This window comes from Pseudomonas sp. GM102 (assembly GCF_000282555.1).
Classification (GTDB): Bacteria; Pseudomonadota; Gammaproteobacteria; order Pseudomonadales; family Pseudomonadaceae; genus Aquipseudomonas.
In genome coordinates, this window is sequence record NZ_AKJB01000148.1 from 16341 (window position 1) to 32108 (window position 15768).

Genomic DNA, 15768 nt, shown 5'->3' on the forward strand with positions numbered 1-15768 from the left:
AAGAACCCAGGAGAAATCGGCTAACGAAACCTATCGAAGCGTCCCTAATCTGGACCTGTCGCAACGTCCCCATCCGGGATGTTCCAGTCTCCAGATCAAGGAAAAACTCATGTCCAACATTCAAGGCAAAGTGGTTGTCATTACCGGCGCCAGCAGCGGAATCGGCGAAGCCAGTGCACGTCTTCTGGCCAGTCAGGGCGCCCACGTGGTGCTCGGTGCCAGGCGCGTCGATCGCCTGGAAACACTGGTCGCAGAACTCCATGCGGCTGGCCAGAGCGCAGTGTTCAGGGCGGTGGACGTCACCCGTCGCGATGACGTGCAGGCCTTCATCGATTTCGCCGTCGAACGCTTTGGCCGGGTCGATGTGATCGTCAACAATGCCGGGGTCATGCCCCTGTCGAAACTCGAGGCGCTGAAGGTCGAGGAGTGGGACCGGATGATCGACGTCAACATCCGTGGTGTCCTTCACGGCATCGCTGCCGGGTTGCCATTGATGCAGCGTCAGCGCTGCGGCCAGTTCATCAACATTGCCTCCATCGGTGCCTACACCGTCAGCCCGACCGCCGCCGTGTATTGCGCCACCAAATTCGCCGTGCGGGCAATTTCCGAAGGCTTGCGTCAGGAAGTCGGGGGCGATGTGCGGGTCACGGTGATTTCCCCTGGCGTGACCGAATCCGAACTGGCCGAGAGCATTTCCGATGCCGGCGGCCGCGCCGAAATGCGCGAATTCCGCAAGATTGCCATTCCTGCCGAGGCTATCGCCCGGGCCATTGCCTACGCCATCGATCAGCCGGCCGATGTGGATGTCAGCGAATTGATCGTGCGGCCGACGGCCAGTCCGTTCTGAACGGTCACCTATTGAAGTCGGGAGAACTGAAATGACCAAACCATCAGGCAATCAAGACCAATACGTCGGCTTGTGGGTCACCGCTGACGGCGTGATCCGCCACCAGCTGCTATCCAGCGGGCGCTACGACGAAGCGCGCGGCCATCGGGAAAGCGCCTATCTGGGCCGCTATTGGCTGGAGGGCGACCACATCGAATATGTCGACGACACCGGTTTCACGGCTGACGGCGACTTTCGCGACGGGGTGCTCTATCACGCCGGGATGGTGCTGTACCGCCGGCCGGAGTGACGCGTCATCGATGTTATCGAGCAAGTCATGCACTGAAACAGAGGAACCTACTCATGAAAAACGCTCCTAAAACCTGGTTTATCACCGGCGCCTCGAAGGGCCTCGGCCTGGCCCTCGCGCAACACGTGTTGGCCTTGGGTGATCGCGTCGCCGCCACTACCCGTAACCTCGGCGAACTGCAGGCCGCCAGCGAGCGCTTTGTGCCGCTGCAAGTCGACTTGATGAATGAATCCAGCGTGGCCACCGCTATCGCACGCACCGTTGAGGTCTTCGGCAGTCTTGATGTGATCGTCAACTGCGCCGGATACGGTCAGCAGGGCACCTTCGAGGCACTGTCGAACAGCGAACTGCGGCGCAATTTCGATGTGAATCTGTTTGCGCCGCTCAATGTCTTGCGTCACGCCTTGCCGCAGTTGCGGGCGCAGCGCAGCGGGCACGTGATCAATATCTCGTCGATCGTCGGCTTCGATGGCGGTTATGCCGGTTGGGGCAGTTACGTGGCGAGCAAGTTCGCCCTCGGTGGCGTGACCGAAGCGTTGGCGGCGGAGGTTCAGGAGTTGGGAATCAAGGCCACGGTGGTTTATCCGGGACCGGTGCGTACGGGGTTCCTGTCCAGCGCTTCGCTGGCCGTTGCCGAGCGCAGGATCGATGATTACACCGCCGCGCAAGCGTCACTGGACCTGCACCAGAACACCCTTGACGGTCAGCAGGCTGGCGACCCGGACAAGATTGCCTTGGCAATCATCCAGGCGGCGAATGTCAGTGAGCCGCCGCTGCACTTGTTCATGGGGCAGATTGCGGTTGACCTGGCGCAACAGAAAATCGCACGGGTGCAGCACGATTTGAACCAGTGGAAAGCCTCATCACTGGCAACGGATTTTCCGGCCTGAGTGACTGGCTGCGGGGCGATAGCGCCCGCAGCCGTTTCTTTCACTGGTGGTCGAGTTTCGACGCTGCACGTTCGGTGATTTCCGAGCGCAGTTTCAACGACGCGGCAGCGCGTTTGCGGGCTTCATTCAGCACGCTGACCGGCGCTGTCTCAGGGCTCCCCGAAGCAAACGGTGGCGCCGGCGCGTATTCCAGCTGCAACTGCACCAGTTGCGCCGTGTCCTTATCGAACAATTCAGCCGCCAGGGTCAGGGCAAAATCGATCCCCGCGGTGATCCCGCCACCGGTCAGCAGATTGCCGTCGCGCACCACCCGATCGTTCACCGCAATCGCTCCCAAAACCCCAAGCAATTCGTGATACGCCCAGTGCGTGGTAGCGCGCTTGCCCTTGAGCAACCCCGCCGCGCCAAGCACCAGCGCGCCGGTACACACCGAGGTGACATACCGCGCATTGGCGGCCTGGGCCTTGATGAAGGCCAGGGTTTCGTCATCCTCCATCAACGGCCCGACGCCGCCGCCGCCAGGAATGCAGATCACATCCAGTGGCGGGCAATCGTCGAAGGTGGTGGTCGGTTTCAACACCAGCCCGGTACTCGCGGTGACTGGCATCAGGTCCTTCCAGATCAGGTGCACCTTCACGTCCGGCAGCGAGGCCAGCACATCATAAGGGCCGGTCAGGTCCAGTTGTTGAACCTGTGGAAACAACAGAAAACCGATCTGCAACGTCATGGCGTTTTTTCTCCTGGTTGGGGTGGACGGCTTCACTGTAGGCTCGTAGGATCTGGCGCATACGCCAATAACCCCACGAATTACGCCAAATATGCCGAGCAACCCGAAAACCATTCATGTGCTGGCCTTTGCCAACGTGCAAGTGCTCGACGTCACCGGGCCGTTGCAGGTGTTTGCCTCGGCCAACGACATTGCTCGCCAGCAAGGTTTGCCGCCGCCCTATGCGCCGTCGGTGATTGCCAGCGGTGGCGGGGCGGTGATGTCGTCGGCGGGGTTGGCGCTGTTGGCAGAGCCGCTGGCGAAACAGGGCAGCGACACGTTGATCATTGCCGGTGGCTGGGGCGTTTACGCGGCGGCGAAAGACGAGTCACTGGTGGCCTGGGTGCGTGAGCACGCGACAGGGTGTCGGCGGGTGGCGTCGGTGTGTACCGGGGCGTTTTTGCTGGCGGCCAGCGGGTGGCTCGATGGCAGGCGGGTGGTCACGCACTGGACCCGTTGCGAGCAATTGGCGCAGCAGCATCCCAAACTACAGGTCGAACCCAACCCGATCTTCATCAACGACGGCCCGGTCTGGACCTCGGCCGGGGTCACCGCGGGCATTGACCTCGCCTTGGCGATGGTCGAGGAAGATCTCGGCCGAACCATGGCCCTGGATGTCGCTCGGCAATTGGTGGTGTTTCTCAAGCGTCCGGGGGGCCAGTCGCAGTTCAGCGTGACCCTGTCCCTGCAAAAGGAAGGCAACCGCTTCGACGACCTTCATGCCTGGATCAGCGAAAATCTCACCAAAGACCTCGGCATCCCGACCTTGGCCTTGCAGGCCGGCATGAGCGAGCGCAGCTTCGTCCGTCACTACCGCGCCGACACCGGCCAGACCCCGGCGCGGGCCATCGAGCTGATTCGGGTCGAGACCGCGCGCCGACTGCTCAGCGACACCGGTGTGCCGATCAAACGGGTCGCGGTGCAATGCGGGTTTGGCAGCGAAGAAACTTTGCGCCGCAGTTTTCTGCGAGCCATGGGCGTGACGCCGCAAGCCTACCGCGAGCGGTTTTCCGTCAGCCCTCCAGCAGATCCAGTATTGCCTTGAGGGTCGCTTCGGGCGCTTCTTCGGCAATGTTATGCCCGACGCCCGCCAGCACTCGGCGTTGGTAAGGGCCGGTGAAACGCTCGGCGTCTTCATCGATGTCAGAGGCGGGGCCCACGCCATCATCGGCGCCGCACAGGGAAATTGTCGGCACGCTGATTACCGGTTGTTGGGTCAGCGCTTCTTCCATCCACTCCAGTGCCGGATCGCCGGGCGCATACATGAAGCGGTGCCGATACGAGTGAATCACCACCTCGACGAAATCCGGATTATCGAAGGCTGGCGCGCTCAAGGGATAACGTGCGGCATTGTTGGCCCAGGTCGGCGACCACAATGTCCAGAGCAGTTCGCACAGTGCCCGGCGGTTTTGGGTCAAGCCTTCAACACCGCGCGGGGTGTGGAAGTAGTACTGATACCAAAGGCGATGCTCGGTCTGCGGGTCCAGAGGTTGGGTGGAGTTGGGGATGTTCTGAAGGTTGTAACCATCTCCGGTCACCAGACAGCGCACTCGCTCCGGCCACAGCGCTGCGACAATGCACGCTGCCCGACCGCCCCAGTCGTAACCGCACAGGGCAGCTTGTTTGATGGCGAGAGCGTCCATCAGGTCCAGCAGATCCTGGGCAAGGGCGGCTTGCTGGCCGGAGCGCAGGGTGTCGGGGCTGTTGAACCGGGTCGGGCCGTAGCCGCGCAGGTACGGGACGATAACGCGGTAGCCCTTCGCGGCGAGGGCCGGGGCGATCTCGTCGTAGGCGCGGGGGGAGTAGGGGAAGCCGTGGAGCAGGATGACCGGGTCGCCGGTGGTGGGGCCGTGTTCTTCGTAGGCGACGGTCAAGCTGTGGGTTTTGGCAAATTGAATCAGCACGTCATTGTTCATTCGACATTCCAGAGTGGCTGTTTTGAGAGGGCTGATTCAATTCGACCTGAGTCCTTCTCCTCAGACTTCCACGTCCGCGACCTGATTAAAGTACTTCGATCGATCCGGCGTAAACGTCACGGCCATTCTGGTCCTGGAACAGGTCAACGCCCGTTCTGTGCTCAGATCAATGTCCAGATCTTCTCCGCGCAATCCCTGCCATTGGGCGAGGTATTTGAGGGATCCGTATTTTTCGAGTTTTTTCAGGCTGCGGCTGACGCCACCTTTCCAGCCCAGCACCGGGAGTTCGCCGGTGAGGCATTGTCGGGCGAGGTCGGGGAAGCGGGCGGCGCGTTGGCGGCCGATTTCCCAGCATTTGATCAGGCCTTTGTCGTGGCCCTCCCACAGTTCATCCCGGTTCAAGCCTGATCGGAGTGGGGTGTCGATGCTGCGATGGATACGCTGGGTCATTCTGGTTCCTTGAATTCGGGTTTTGTTGGACAGCTCCGCTGTGCCCGTTGAGCGTGGATGTTAGGGAGGGATGTAGGCGCTGGCAACAAGGTATTTCCGGATGTAGGAATGCGTTACCGCGTGTTGATTGGGCTGGTTTTGTTTAGCGATTGTAGGTTCGGCCTACCGGGTTCTGTGGCGAGGGGGCTTGCCCCCGTTCGGCTGCGCAGCGGCCGTGAAGCCAGCAAATGCGGTGCTTCTGGAGGAATGGGGTTGTGCATTCAAGGGGCCGCTGCGCGTCCCAACGGGGGCAAGCCCCCTCGCCACAGGAGGTCAGCAGTGTCAGATGGAGCGTGTTTAACTTCATCGCGGGTAAGCCACTGTCCTACAAAAAACGCTGTAAAAGGGGATATTTCCGACGAGTTTTGGCGGTTGTAGGTTAGGAAAGGGAGCCGATAGGCTTTCCGGGTCGCTGCCAATTCAGCGACCGGGTTTGGTCACCCGTGCAATGTCAGGCGTGCAAGCGCCAACGTGAGCATGTCGGCGCTTTTTCTTGTGCTTGTCGGTATGCTTCGCGGTGGGCTGTGCGCGGGGCACTTTCGAGTGCGCCGGGTGCCTGACTTCCCGGTTGACCAACCTGCGTACCGCCCTCCACCCATCGTTTGGTCACGACGGCGGTGAGCTTCATGAATGTCAGGAGTTACACCATGATAAAAGACAGTCCCAATCCCCCAGAAACCGACAACGTTTCCCCCTACGAATCCCTCGATTCCTAAAAGCTCCACGACGCCGCTGAACGCGCGCTCGACCACTACCTCAAACCCACCCCGAAAAAAGCCGAAAACCGCAAGCCAAGCAAGATGTTCATGGTTGCGCCGGATATGGACAACGAAAGCCTGCTCGCTCATGTCTGCGAATCACTGGCCTCAGCCAGCGTCATGACCAGCGACATTGCCGCGTCGACGTGCCAAAACCCGCGCCACACAGCTGATCCCCTGTGGGAGCGGTGTACATCTGTAGTAGCGAAGCAGGCGACTCGGTCTCAAGGCTGCCAGAAGTTTTTCTCCCCGCTCAACTTCCGATCCAGGAAACTCGCCGCGCTGATCAGCGCCAGGTGTGTCAGCGCTTGTGGTGTGTTGCCCAAGTGCCGGGCATGGCTGTCGAACTCTTCGGCATACAGCCCCAGCGGGTTGGCATACTTCAGCAATTGTTCGAACTCCAGGTGTGCCTTCTCCACTTGGCCGGCTCGGGCCAGGCATTCGACGTACCAGAACGAGCACGCGGCGAAGGCGCCTTCGGTGCCGGGCAGGCCGTCGATCTGGCTGTCGTCATTGCGGTAGCGGTAGACCATGCCTGCGCGCACCAGGGTTTTCTCGATGGCTTCAAGGGTCGCGATCCAGCGCGGATCCTTTGCGCTGACGAAGCGCACCAGCGGCATCAGCAGCATCGAGCCATCGAGGCCGGTGCCGCCGATGTGCTGGACGAAATGCCCGCGTTCTTCATTCCAGAAGTTGCTCCAGATGTCGGTGTAGATCGCTTGACGGGTCTGGTCCCAGCGGGCGAACGGGGCGGGCAGCGAGCGTTTGGAGGCCAGGCGGATGGCCCGGTCCACGGCCACCCAGCACATCAAGCGCGAGTGCAGGAAATGATAATGCTCGCCGCGCATTTCCCAGATGCCAACGTCTTTTTGCTGCCAGGTTTCGCAGACCTGATCGACCACTTCTACAGTGTGTTTCCAGCCATCATGGGAAATCGCTTCACCGTGCTTGTTGACCAGATACACCGCGTCCATCAGCTCGCCGAAGATGTCGAGCTGGATTTGATCGTAGGCCTGATTACCGATGCGTACCGGCGTCGCGCCGCCATGACCGGCCAAGTGTGGAAGTTCAACTTCCGGCAGTTCCTGACGGCCGTCGATGGCGTAGAGGATATTGAGTTTCATGGTCTTGCCGTGACAATCCCTGACCCGACCGCGCAACCATCGCGTGTAGGCGTTGGCTTCCTCGACGAAGCCCAGGCGCATGAAGGCATAGACGGTGAACGAGGCGTCGCGGATCCAGGTGTAGCGGTAGTCCCAGTTGCGTTCGCCACCGGGCGTTTCCGGCAGACCGAACGTCGCGGCGGCGAGGATGGCGCCGTGTTTGCGTGAGGTCAGCAGCTTCAGGGCCAGGGCCGAGCGATTGACCATTTCCCGCCAGCGACCGCGATAATTGGATTGGCCGATCCAGTCGCGCCAGAACTTCAGGGTGCGCTCCAGGCACAATGCGGCGGCGCCTTCCGTGAAGCGTGCATCGTCAACGCCGCCGAGCAGGAACTCGGCGCCCTGGCCCTGTTCGAGGGGGAACTCGGCAATCGCAGCATTGCCCTCGACGCGCAGAGGCTGATCCGAACACAGTTGCAGGGCCGGCTGACCGGAGGCCTCGAAATACACACTCTGACCGCGTGCCCGGGCCTTGGTGTGAGCCCGGGCATAGTCATGACGCACGGCACAATGCATGCGGATGGTCGCTTGTCCGCTGACCACCCGCACCCGGCGCATCAACATCGGCCAATCATCTTCGCTGTCGCCGATGGGCAGCAGGTCGGTGACTTCAACCACCGCGTGATCGCTCATCCAGCGGGTTTGCAGGACGTTGGTGTCGGGCAGGTAAATCTGCTCGCGGCGAGCGTCGGGCAGGTCCGGGGCCAGTTGAAAGATGCCGGCCTCGGGGCTGTCCAGCAGCGCGCAGAAAATCGACGGACTGTCGAATTCCGGCCAGCAGAAAAAGTCCACGCTGCCCTTGTCGTTGACCAGCGCCGCGCTGCGCATGTCGCCAATGATGCCGTGGGCGTCGATGGCGCTTTGTCGTTCGGAATGATCAGCCATTACCGCGGAGCTCCGGGAACCGAGGGCCTAACCAGCTGACCGATGCGATCGGGCAGGAGTTCACTGGTGAGTGAGTTTTCTGGCGTCGATCATTTCAAAGAGCTGGAATTTTGCAGTTCGTCGGACGCGATCGAAGGAGCAGGCTTCAACAGTTTCAGCAGTCTTGATCGGACAAAAGGGCCCGACCGCTCGGACAGCGCCTGATTCCGTGCGGTAAAGCACCAACTCCTTGCCCATGAACGGCAGCGTTTTCACTGCTTTGGGTTTGAGGTCACTGACGAAGCACAGTGCGAACCAGCCGTTGGGATATGACGTTGATGGAGTTGTCTTTTCATAAGGAAGGTTTGACATTGTCATAATGTGATCCTGCTATGGCTGAATGGGCTGGTGCAGGGTCGGGATCGAGAACAATGAGTCGTGAGCGGGTCCAGTCCCAACCATGACCCTGGCTGTCCACGTACCGGTCGTTTTCCAGCAGCCAGCGCAGATTGCCTGCGCAGATCCGACCCAGGCCATCCAGGTACATGCCGATACGATCGGCATCCGGACGATTGGCGTAGCGGCGACGCAGCACTTTGCAGAGTCCGACGCGGGTGCGGTCAGCCTTGCGGATGCGTTGACACAGGATGTCAGCAGCTTCCTGCGGGCTGTGGCCATGCGCAATGCGCAGGCTTTCCATCGCATTGAGGGTCACGCCGATGGCGTGCTCCTTGCGGTGAGAAAGGATGTCGTTGACCAGACCGACGTGTTCGTTGGTGACCCGGATGGCCAACTGCAGTTCGCGGTCTTGCGCCAGTAGCTCGGTCAGATCGAGGCCGTACAGAAACTCGGCCACAGGAAAAGAGGGCAAGAGGCCTGTGTTCCAGTGGCGCAACTCGAGGAATTCGTCGAATGGCAGCACCTTGCCGGTGGCGACCAGCCTGGCTTCTTCCTCCACGCTTTCGAACCAGGCCTGCCACGCTTGGCAATAGCGGCGATACACCGGTGCGGGCATGTACTGCCGCAGTTTGCCAAAGATGTCCTGTGCGGCAGGGGCGAAAGGATGCCCTTCCAGCAACGCGACTTCACCGTCATGGAACATCGCATGCCGGCCCAGAGGCATATCGTCGATGGCCAGGATCAGGCTTGTCACGCATGAGGTATGGACGAGGCGATCGGCCGGTCCAATAGGGAATATCAGACTGTCCCACATGGGAAGATGAAGCCGCAGAAAGCGCAACCGCGCGGCCTCGTCGGTGAACGGAAGGAACTCGCGGACCCAGGCGGCATTGAGTTCGTCGATGATGGGATAGTCCGGGTGCATTCTCGGGAGCACGCTGCAGTGCATGTCCTGGATGTAGAAGCTCACCTCGGACGCGAGGGACTGTGCAGAATGGTTCATGGCTCACTCCTTTCCCTGGCGCCTGCGCGCGATGAAACTGTATGAAGACGCCTTGTTCTTTCGCAAAGCGTCCGAAAAGTTGATTGCGATATCTCGCAGCTCGGAGAAATTGGGATTACGGCTGTCGGGGTAGTGCTCATCAAGGTTGCCTTTGACGAGCGCATACCAACGAAGCACATCCTCGTTGGAGGGGGTGACGCGACTGTCGATAACTTCAAAGTCGTTGTCCTCCAGAGCTTTGCGCAGGCTATCTGGCGTCTTGCGATGGCCCGAGGCGGCGCGATCCACCTTGTCGGGTATGAACGACTGATAGGTCGCCAATTCCACGTTGTAGAGACTCTCCGAAATGATCACCGTGCCGTTGGTGCGCATGCGCTGCGCCAGCGACTGCATGGTTTTCTGCAGCACCTGCGGTGTGAAGTGGAAGAGACTGCCTCGGAAAATGGCGAGGTCGTAGGGCAGCTTCGGGTCAGGCAGAGCGCCAATGTCCTTGGCATTGCAAAGGTACAGCCGAATCCGGTCAGTCAAGCCCTTGCGGGTGATCACCTGGCTGGCGTACTCCAACTGAGGGCGGCTGACGTTGACACCGTCAATGCGCTCGCAGTCTGGGTAGCGATTGGCCAGGAAGCTCAGCACAGGCCCCCAGCCGCACCCGATGTCGATGGCCCTTCGGATGGATTGCGAAGAGACGTCTGCACCAGCCTGTTCGGCCAGCTCGAACTGGTACTCCATGTGCCGCCGCCCGGACGCGTCGAGCGGAAGACTGCTCGGGGCCATCTTCTCGTCGAACACGCCGTACTGATACCAGAACTCGTTGCCGATCACCTTCCGCCATTCTTCTGGAGGATCGGCGTAGACGCTTTCGATCTTGCTCTGATAGTGGTCGGCAGTGGTGCTGCGGATGACGTCGATAGCGATCGTACTCTTGTGTACTTTCATAGCGGGCTCTCCTGGAAGAATGGTGAATGCATGAATTCGGTCGATGCGATCGGGGGGATGGAATCTCCTTGCATGTTGGTGGACTGCGTCGGATAGAACCGGGTCGCCCACCGACGAAAAGTTGCGATCCCTTTGTCGCCCGTCATCAGTCGCGGGTGATCGAGGTAGGTGCGTGCGTTCCAGATTGGGTTGTCAGCCTGGGTGAAGGTCACCAGCCAACGTTTCGCGAGGGGAGCCAGCACGGCATATGCCACTTTCCTGATCGGTATGGGCCAGCGTTCGAAGAGCTCAAGCTCCATCATGTCGATCCAGCTCATGCTCCACTTCATCGGCGCGGTCGGGGTGGAATACAGCATCGTGGTGAGGCGAAAACCGATCCGAGTCATCTCACTGACGGCTTGCACATGACCCAGGCCAATCTGCCGCATGCGCATGCGCATCGGCTGCCCCTTCCAACTGGCGGTGAGGGTGGTTTCGAACCAGTAATCCCCCGCCTCATGGGTCATTGCGGGTTCCGTGAGGCCATGCAACCAGCCGAAATGGACCAAGTCGACGCTGTTTTCCCCGGTATCCTGGCAGTAGCCGTTCAGGTCCTGGCTGGTGTGCTGGGGAGGGGCCGCGAACGCGCTCAAGTCCCAACTCGGCACTTCCCAGCTTGGAGGTCGGTTCTGGTGGTCGGCCCACACCAGAACCGCGCCATTGATTTCTCTCATATGGCGCGTAGTGAGCCACGCATTGGGAGGCTTCGCGCCATCCCCGCTGTGTAGGCAACTGCCATCCAGACCGAAGGCCAGGCCATGGAACGGACAAACCAGCTCTTCGCCCTGTACCTTGCCCCGTCCGAGATGAGCCCCCATGTGGGGACAATAGGGATCGATGGCACTGGCACGGCCTGAGGTTGTGCGGTACAGCACCAACTCTTGCCCCATGAATGGAACGGTGAGTACCGTGCCTCGTTTGAGATCGCGGCTGAAGCAGGCGCGGAACCAGCCGTCGGGATAAGGCAATGGGACGCGCGTGTCCCCAGTGGCGCTACGCTTGTTCGACGTGGAGGTGTCAATCAGATGGGCGCTGGCAGGGCCGATGACCTCGGGCCGCGAGGACTCGTGGAAGAGGTCCTCCCTTTCCATTTTCGTGACGTCGGACAGCTCTTGTACTGGGATATCAGACATTTGAACTCCTGTAATGAATGTCTCGTGATTTACGCGGCGAGCTCCTGCAACGCGGAGCATTCGCTATTTGGCACGGCGGGCGATGACGCTGTAGGTCGAGAACTGGTCCTTGATCAGCGCCACCGAGACGTTCACTGCCATCACGCGCAGTTCTTCCAGCGGCGGCGGTATCGTTTGCGCCGTGAAATTCGCTTCGATGTTCTTCTTGACGTCCATGAACCAGCGCGCGACGTCAATGTTCTCGGGCAGGACTCGCATGTCCTCCACGCTGAGGCCGCTCTGTTCGATGACCTGGCGGAAATATCCCGGTGTCTTGCGATGCTTGCAGGCGAGGCGATCGACGTCGTCGGTGGTGTCCGATTGATAGTGGTCGAGCGGCAGGTTGTAGAGATTGTCGGAGATGATCACGGTTGCGCCTGGCCTGAGCCGGGAAACGAGTTTCGCCATCGAGCGTTCGTAGAGATCATTCGGGAAGTGCGATATGACACCCCGGATCGTGACCAGATCGTAGGGTTCGTCGGCGTCGGGCAAAAGATCGACGTCCTGAGCATTGCAGAGATAGAGATTGATCCGTTTGCTCAGCCCATGCTCAGCATGATATTTGGCGCAGTGCTTCAGTTGCCTGGGGCTGATGTTGATACCGTCCAGCCTTGGGCAGGCGGGAAAGCGCTCGGCCAGATACTTGAGACCGAAGCCCCAGCCGCAGCCGACATCGAGGATCCGCTTGACCGATCTAAAGTCGCCGCGATCGTACCCCGCCAGCTTCATCTGCCGGTCGAAATAGCGCAGTCCCGACTCGTCGGGAGAGATTGGCGGCCGTGAGCGCGGGTCGTCGTAGACGCCAAACTGAAACATCAGGCGATCGCCGATGGCCTTGCGCCAGTCTTCGGGGCTGTCACGATAGGTGTACACAACCTTTTCCTGGTAGCTGTCGACGCTGGCCCCTTGAATGACCTGATAGGGCCGGTGAATTTTATGGGCGATAGCAGGCTGTTTCGCTTGCGTGCTCATTAGTCTCTCCTTGTGAATATTCACTTCATGCTCGTGCCCGCAACGAAACGTCGATCGTTGCGCCGCGGTTGTTGGAAAACCCTATGTCATGCGTGCTTAAAAACGCCTCTATCGAGCGGGTGATTCCGGGCGCATCGAGCCCGCACCTACTCAGCAATCTCTCGGGGGCTCCGTGCTCGATGAAGTGATCGCTGAAGCCCAATTGCAGCACCGGCGGCGAGTGACCGATTGTCGCCAACTGTTCGAGACACGCCGAGCCGGCGCCCCCCATCACGCACCCTTCCTCGATGGTCACCAACAGGTCATGGTCCCGGGCCAATTGCTCAACGAGGGCGCCATCGAGGGGTTTGATGAAGCGCATGTTGGCGACGGTGGCGTCGAACGCTTCGGCGGCTTCAAGGGCCGGCAGCAGCATCGAACCGAACGCCAGGAGGGCAATGCGGATACCGGCGTGTTGTGTCGAGGTTCGGCGGATTTCACCTTTGCCCACCGGCAGGGCATGCAGCTCCTGCGACGCAACAATGCCGTTACCCGATCCGCGTGGGTAACGCACGGCACTCGGACCTTTTTGGAGGAGGGCGGTGTGCAACATCTGTCGGCATTCGTTTTCATCCGCCGGAGCCATGACGGTCAGGTTCGGTATGCAGCGTAGATAGGCGATGTCGAAGGCACCCATGTGAGTGGCGCCGTCGGCGCCGACGATACCGGCCCGGTCGATGGCGAATACCACGGGCAGATTCTGGATCGCGATATCGTGAATCAGCTGGTCGTAAGCCCGTTGCAGGAAGGTCGAGTAGATCGCCACCACCGGTTTCAAACCGTCGGCCGCCAGGCCCGCCGCGAAGGTCAGTGCGTGTTGTTCGGCAATTCCGACATCGAAATAACGCTCAGGGAAGCGTCGTTCGAACTCCACCAAACCTGAACCTTCGCGCATCGCCGGGGTGATGGTCACGACCCTTGGGTCAATGTCGGCTTCATCGCATAACCAGTCGCCGAATACCTGGGTGTACGTGGGCTTGCCGGCCCCCGCTGGATCGATACCGTGTGCCGGGTCGAATTTTCCTGGCCCGTGATACAGCACAGGATTCGCCGCCGCCGGTGTATAGCCATGACCTTTTTCCGTGACAATGTGCAGCAGTTGCGGGCCGCGCAGTTTTTTCAGGGCGTGCAGGGCAGGGAGCAATTCGTCGAGGTTATGACCGTCGATGGGGCCGGTGTAGTTGAAGCCCAAGGCTTTAAAAAAAGTCGCATCGGTTCCTGACCCTTTCATCTGCTTCAGTTTCCCGAAGTACTCGCGCAAGGCACCGACCGGCGGCGAGATCGACATGTCGTTGTCGTTGAGGATCACCAACAACGGCAAGTCCTTGTGCAAACCGGCGTTGTTCATCGCCTCGTACGCCATGCCGCCGGTTATCGCGCCGTCGCCGATCACCGCAATGCAATGGCGAGGTTGTGCCTGATTGCGCGCAGCCAGCGCCATGCCCAACGTCGCCGAGATGGAGGTGCTGGAATGCGCCGTGCCGAAGGTGTCGAACGGCGATTCGCAACGCCTTGGGAACCCGGAGATTCCACCGAGTTGACGAATGCTCGCCATCGCTTCACGTCGGCCGGTGAGGATTTTGTGGGCGTAGGCCTGGTGGCCGACATCCCACACGACTCTGTCGTTGGGAGTATCGAACATGTAATGCAACGCGATACTCAATTCCACGGTGCCGAGGTTGGCCGCGAGGTGCCCGCCGGTTTTCGCCACGCTATGCAGAATGAACGCTCGTAGTTCGTCCGCGAGAGGGCGCAGTGCCGCAACATGCAGTGCTCGCAAATCAATGGGGCTGTCGATGGTCTTGAGTAATTCGAACATGCTCGATTCCTTTCCTTGAACGTTGTTCCGGTGCGCTCGCTGAAGAGGCATTCAGTGCAAGCGCTTGATGACCAGATCGACTTCATGCAGGCGCGCCGGGGTTTCATCACGGGCCGGCAACGTATGCTCCAACGTCAGCGCTGTGCTGTGCAGCACCTCCTGTTTCCAGGCTTCGAACGTCTGGGGCGCAGGTGTCTGGTCAATGTTCGGCAATAGCATTGCCGAAGCCATCCGGCGGCTGTTGCTCATGGCGTGTCTCTTGTGATCAGGAGTAGGGAACGGCCTGACGGCTGATTTCTGCGAGCTCTTTCCAGGCACTTATCCCGGCAGGTCCGGTGGTCTGGAGTATTCGACGGAACCAGAAGGTGAAGCTCTCGGGGCCAGCGGTAATGCGCTCGCAGATTTGCGAAAGCTTCAGCCATTGCCAGGCATGGGCTTCCTCGGGGTTGGCGACGGGATCACCATCGCTGATACCGACGAATACGTGGTCGAACTCGTACTCGATAAGCTGGTTTGAAACCTGTTCGCGGTAGAGCAGGGTGGAGACTTTGCGCAGCGAGCAGGTCATGCCCATTTCTTCCTGCAAACGGCGTTTTGCCGCCGCCAGCGTCCGTTCGCCAGGCCTGGGATGGCCGCAACAGGTATTGGTCCACAGACCTTGAGAATGGTATTTGCCGAAGGCGCGTTGCTGCAGCAAGAGACGACCGGCCTGATCGAAAATGAAGATCGAAAACGCGCGGTGCAGAAGGCCTTGTTGGTGGGCCTGTAGTTTGGGCGCAAAGCCCTTTTTGCGATCGTGCTGGTCGACCAGAATCAGTAATTCTTCCATAGCAAGACTCCACTATTGTGTCTTCGCTACTGGGCGTTACGGCTGACCAGACTATCTAGAGAAATTCAGACGGTGTTCATGTTGAGTTCGAATCTAGTTGGCGGTTTTGTGTGCGGCAAGTTTTTTTAAGAAAACCTAACAGAAATATCAGGGTGAATCGGAAGTGTTACAGCGCCTATGTGTTCTCGGTTCTACCGGGTCTATTGGTGACGGTCCCTTAGATGTAGTCGCACGTAATTCGGACGCCTTTGTTGTGTATGCATCAAGTGCGCACCGCAATATGAGAAAGTTGTTCCAGCAATGCTCAAAGCCGGATCTTGCCGGTGTCGGCACTGGTCGGTTCTGGGTGGCGATTGCCGCCGGCGCCGTGGTGTTGGGTTCGGCGGTGCAGAGTTATCGCCATTTGAAATAGCCCGGTGCAATGCAATTCAAAATGTGTGTGCGGGCTTGCTCGCGAAGGCGGTCTGGCAGATGACATTGATGTTGAAGGTGATGGCCTCTTCGCGAGCAAGCCCGCTCCCACAGGGGTAATGTGTCGGGCACAAGTAACCGGGGCAATGCAGGGCTGGCTCCCA

Annotated in this window: 17 protein-coding genes and 1 pseudogene; 6 read left to right on the forward strand and 12 right to left on the reverse strand. The window is 59.9% G+C overall.

Annotated elements, in window-relative coordinates; all coding sequences use genetic code 11:
• Positions 1 to 109: 109 nt before the first annotated feature.
• The 3 genes from PMI18_RS00945 to PMI18_RS00940 are packed head-to-tail and all read left to right on the forward strand — an operon-like array spanning position 110 to position 2026.
• A complete protein-coding gene (locus PMI18_RS00945) occupies positions 110 to 847 on the forward strand; it encodes an SDR family oxidoreductase (RefSeq protein ID WP_007907619.1) in 738 nt (245 codons plus the stop codon).
• 31 nt (positions 848 to 878) lie between these two features.
• Positions 879 to 1136, forward strand: coding sequence for an Atu4866 domain-containing protein (locus PMI18_RS0129875; RefSeq protein ID WP_033036910.1), 258 nt, complete (start codon positions 879 to 881; stop codon positions 1134 to 1136).
• Positions 1137 to 1189: 53 nt separating this feature from the next.
• Positions 1190 to 2026: an SDR family oxidoreductase gene (locus PMI18_RS00940; RefSeq protein ID WP_007907621.1), complete on the forward strand. Its 837-nt coding sequence runs from the start codon at positions 1190 to 1192 to the stop codon at positions 2024 to 2026.
• Between the two features lie 40 nt (positions 2027 to 2066).
• Here the strand turns inward: PMI18_RS00940 and inhA are convergent, their stop codons facing one another.
• The gene (gene inhA / locus PMI18_RS00935) at positions 2067 to 2753 is read right to left on the reverse strand and encodes an isonitrile hydratase (RefSeq protein WP_007907623.1); all 687 of its coding nucleotides are present in this window, start codon (positions 2751 to 2753) and stop codon (positions 2067 to 2069) included.
• A 91-nt stretch (positions 2754 to 2844) separates the two neighbouring features.
• On the opposite strand from inhA, the gene PMI18_RS00930 reads away from it, so the two are divergent.
• Complete coding sequence (locus PMI18_RS00930; RefSeq protein WP_007907625.1) at positions 2845 to 3837, forward strand: GlxA family transcriptional regulator; 993 nt, start codon at positions 2845 to 2847, stop codon at positions 3835 to 3837.
• Here PMI18_RS00930 and PMI18_RS00925 read toward each other — a convergent pair.
• A complete protein-coding gene (locus PMI18_RS00925; protein ID WP_007907627.1) occupies positions 3806 to 4708 on the reverse strand; it encodes an alpha/beta fold hydrolase in 903 nt (300 codons plus the stop codon). The two genes, PMI18_RS00930 and PMI18_RS00925, sit on opposite strands and share 32 nt — an antisense overlap.
• A gap of 60 nt (positions 4709 to 4768) precedes the next feature.
• Entirely contained in the window at positions 4769 to 5158 is a 390-nt protein-coding gene (locus PMI18_RS00920) for a hypothetical protein (protein ID WP_007907629.1), read from the reverse strand.
• Between the two features lie 686 nt (positions 5159 to 5844).
• On the opposite strand from PMI18_RS00920, the pseudogene PMI18_RS31670 reads away from it, so the two are divergent.
• A pseudogene (locus PMI18_RS31670) lies at positions 5845 to 6123 on the forward strand (DUF6124 family protein); the annotation flags it as partial.
• A 56-nt stretch (positions 6124 to 6179) separates the two neighbouring features.
• Here PMI18_RS31670 and PMI18_RS00915 read toward each other — a convergent pair.
• The 9 genes from PMI18_RS00915 to idi form a co-directional block, all read right to left on the reverse strand.
• Complete coding sequence (locus PMI18_RS00915; RefSeq protein ID WP_007907631.1) at positions 6180 to 8003, reverse strand: glycoside hydrolase family 15 protein; 1824 nt, start codon at positions 8001 to 8003, stop codon at positions 6180 to 6182.
• A gap of 60 nt (positions 8004 to 8063) precedes the next feature.
• On the reverse strand, positions 8064 to 8360 hold the full coding sequence (locus tag PMI18_RS31675) for a Rieske 2Fe-2S domain-containing protein (RefSeq protein ID WP_007907632.1): 297 nt from the start codon (positions 8358 to 8360) through the stop codon (positions 8064 to 8066).
• Positions 8335 to 9384, reverse strand: a complete 1050-nt coding sequence (locus tag PMI18_RS00910) for a terpene synthase family protein (RefSeq protein WP_007907633.1) — start codon at positions 9382 to 9384, stop codon at positions 8335 to 8337. The genes PMI18_RS31675 and PMI18_RS00910 overlap by 26 nt, the downstream gene beginning before the upstream one ends.
• A 3-nt stretch (positions 9385 to 9387) precedes the next feature.
• Positions 9388 to 10323: an SAM-dependent methyltransferase gene (locus PMI18_RS00905; protein ID WP_007907635.1), complete on the reverse strand. Its 936-nt coding sequence runs from the start codon at positions 10321 to 10323 to the stop codon at positions 9388 to 9390.
• Positions 10320 to 11495, reverse strand: a complete 1176-nt coding sequence (locus PMI18_RS00900; RefSeq protein ID WP_007907636.1) for a Rieske 2Fe-2S domain-containing protein — start codon at positions 11493 to 11495, stop codon at positions 10320 to 10322. The genes PMI18_RS00905 and PMI18_RS00900 overlap by 4 nt, the downstream gene beginning before the upstream one ends.
• Before the next feature lie 63 nt (positions 11496 to 11558).
• Positions 11559 to 12506, reverse strand: coding sequence for an SAM-dependent methyltransferase (locus PMI18_RS00895; RefSeq protein WP_007907637.1), 948 nt, complete (start codon positions 12504 to 12506; stop codon positions 11559 to 11561).
• A gap of 25 nt (positions 12507 to 12531) precedes the next feature.
• The gene (gene dxs / locus PMI18_RS00890) at positions 12532 to 14364 is read right to left on the reverse strand and encodes a 1-deoxy-D-xylulose-5-phosphate synthase (RefSeq protein WP_007907638.1); all 1833 of its coding nucleotides are present in this window, start codon (positions 14362 to 14364) and stop codon (positions 12532 to 12534) included.
• A 51-nt stretch (positions 14365 to 14415) separates the two neighbouring features.
• Positions 14416 to 14613 carry a hypothetical protein gene (locus PMI18_RS00885; RefSeq protein WP_007907639.1) on the reverse strand — a complete coding sequence of 66 codons (198 nt, stop codon included), beginning with the start codon at positions 14611 to 14613 and terminating at the stop codon, positions 14416 to 14418.
• Positions 14614 to 14629: 16 nt separating this feature from the next.
• A complete protein-coding gene (gene idi, locus PMI18_RS00880) occupies positions 14630 to 15193 on the reverse strand; it encodes an isopentenyl-diphosphate Delta-isomerase (protein WP_007907640.1) in 564 nt (187 codons plus the stop codon).
• Between the two features lie 163 nt (positions 15194 to 15356).
• On the opposite strand from idi, the gene PMI18_RS31775 reads away from it, so the two are divergent.
• The gene (locus PMI18_RS31775; RefSeq protein ID WP_081499904.1) at positions 15357 to 15605 is read left to right on the forward strand and encodes a hypothetical protein; all 249 of its coding nucleotides are present in this window, start codon (positions 15357 to 15359) and stop codon (positions 15603 to 15605) included.
• Positions 15606 to 15768 lie beyond the last annotated feature (163 nt).

What these genes read in the sequence shown, in the direction of transcription:
- PMI18_RS00945 (WP_007907619.1), top strand. Translation starts at nt 110, where the DNA reads ATGTCCAACATTCAAGGCAAAGTGGTTGTCATTACCGGCGCCAGCAGC.
- PMI18_RS00910 (WP_007907633.1), bottom strand. Translation starts at nt 9,384, where the DNA reads ATGAACCATTCTGCACAGTCCCTCGCGTCCGAGGTGAGCTTCTACATC.
- inhA (WP_007907623.1), bottom strand. Translation starts at nt 2,753, where the DNA reads ATGACGTTGCAGATCGGTTTTCTGTTGTTTCCACAGGTTCAACAACTG.
- PMI18_RS0129875 (WP_033036910.1), top strand. Translation starts at nt 879, where the DNA reads ATGACCAAACCATCAGGCAATCAAGACCAATACGTCGGCTTGTGGGTC.
- PMI18_RS00895 (WP_007907637.1), bottom strand. Translation starts at nt 12,506, where the DNA reads ATGAGCACGCAAGCGAAACAGCCTGCTATCGCCCATAAAATTCACCGG.
- PMI18_RS00885 (WP_007907639.1), bottom strand. Translation starts at nt 14,613, where the DNA reads ATGAGCAACAGCCGCCGGATGGCTTCGGCAATGCTATTGCCGAACATT.
- PMI18_RS00905 (WP_007907635.1), bottom strand. Translation starts at nt 10,323, where the DNA reads ATGAAAGTACACAAGAGTACGATCGCTATCGACGTCATCCGCAGCACC.
- PMI18_RS00915 (WP_007907631.1), bottom strand. Translation starts at nt 8,003, where the DNA reads ATGGCTGATCATTCCGAACGACAAAGCGCCATCGACGCCCACGGCATC.
- PMI18_RS31675 (WP_007907632.1), bottom strand. Translation starts at nt 8,360, where the DNA reads ATGACAATGTCAAACCTTCCTTATGAAAAGACAACTCCATCAACGTCA.
- PMI18_RS00925 (WP_007907627.1), bottom strand. Translation starts at nt 4,708, where the DNA reads ATGAACAATGACGTGCTGATTCAATTTGCCAAAACCCACAGCTTGACC.
- PMI18_RS00900 (WP_007907636.1), bottom strand. Translation starts at nt 11,495, where the DNA reads ATGTCTGATATCCCAGTACAAGAGCTGTCCGACGTCACGAAAATGGAA.
- PMI18_RS00920 (WP_007907629.1), bottom strand. Translation starts at nt 5,158, where the DNA reads ATGACCCAGCGTATCCATCGCAGCATCGACACCCCACTCCGATCAGGC.
- PMI18_RS00930 (WP_007907625.1), top strand. Translation starts at nt 2,845, where the DNA reads ATGCCGAGCAACCCGAAAACCATTCATGTGCTGGCCTTTGCCAACGTG.
- idi (WP_007907640.1), bottom strand. Translation starts at nt 15,193, where the DNA reads ATGGAAGAATTACTGATTCTGGTCGACCAGCACGATCGCAAAAAGGGC.
- dxs (WP_007907638.1), bottom strand. Translation starts at nt 14,364, where the DNA reads ATGTTCGAATTACTCAAGACCATCGACAGCCCCATTGATTTGCGAGCA.
- PMI18_RS00940 (WP_007907621.1), top strand. Translation starts at nt 1,190, where the DNA reads ATGAAAAACGCTCCTAAAACCTGGTTTATCACCGGCGCCTCGAAGGGC.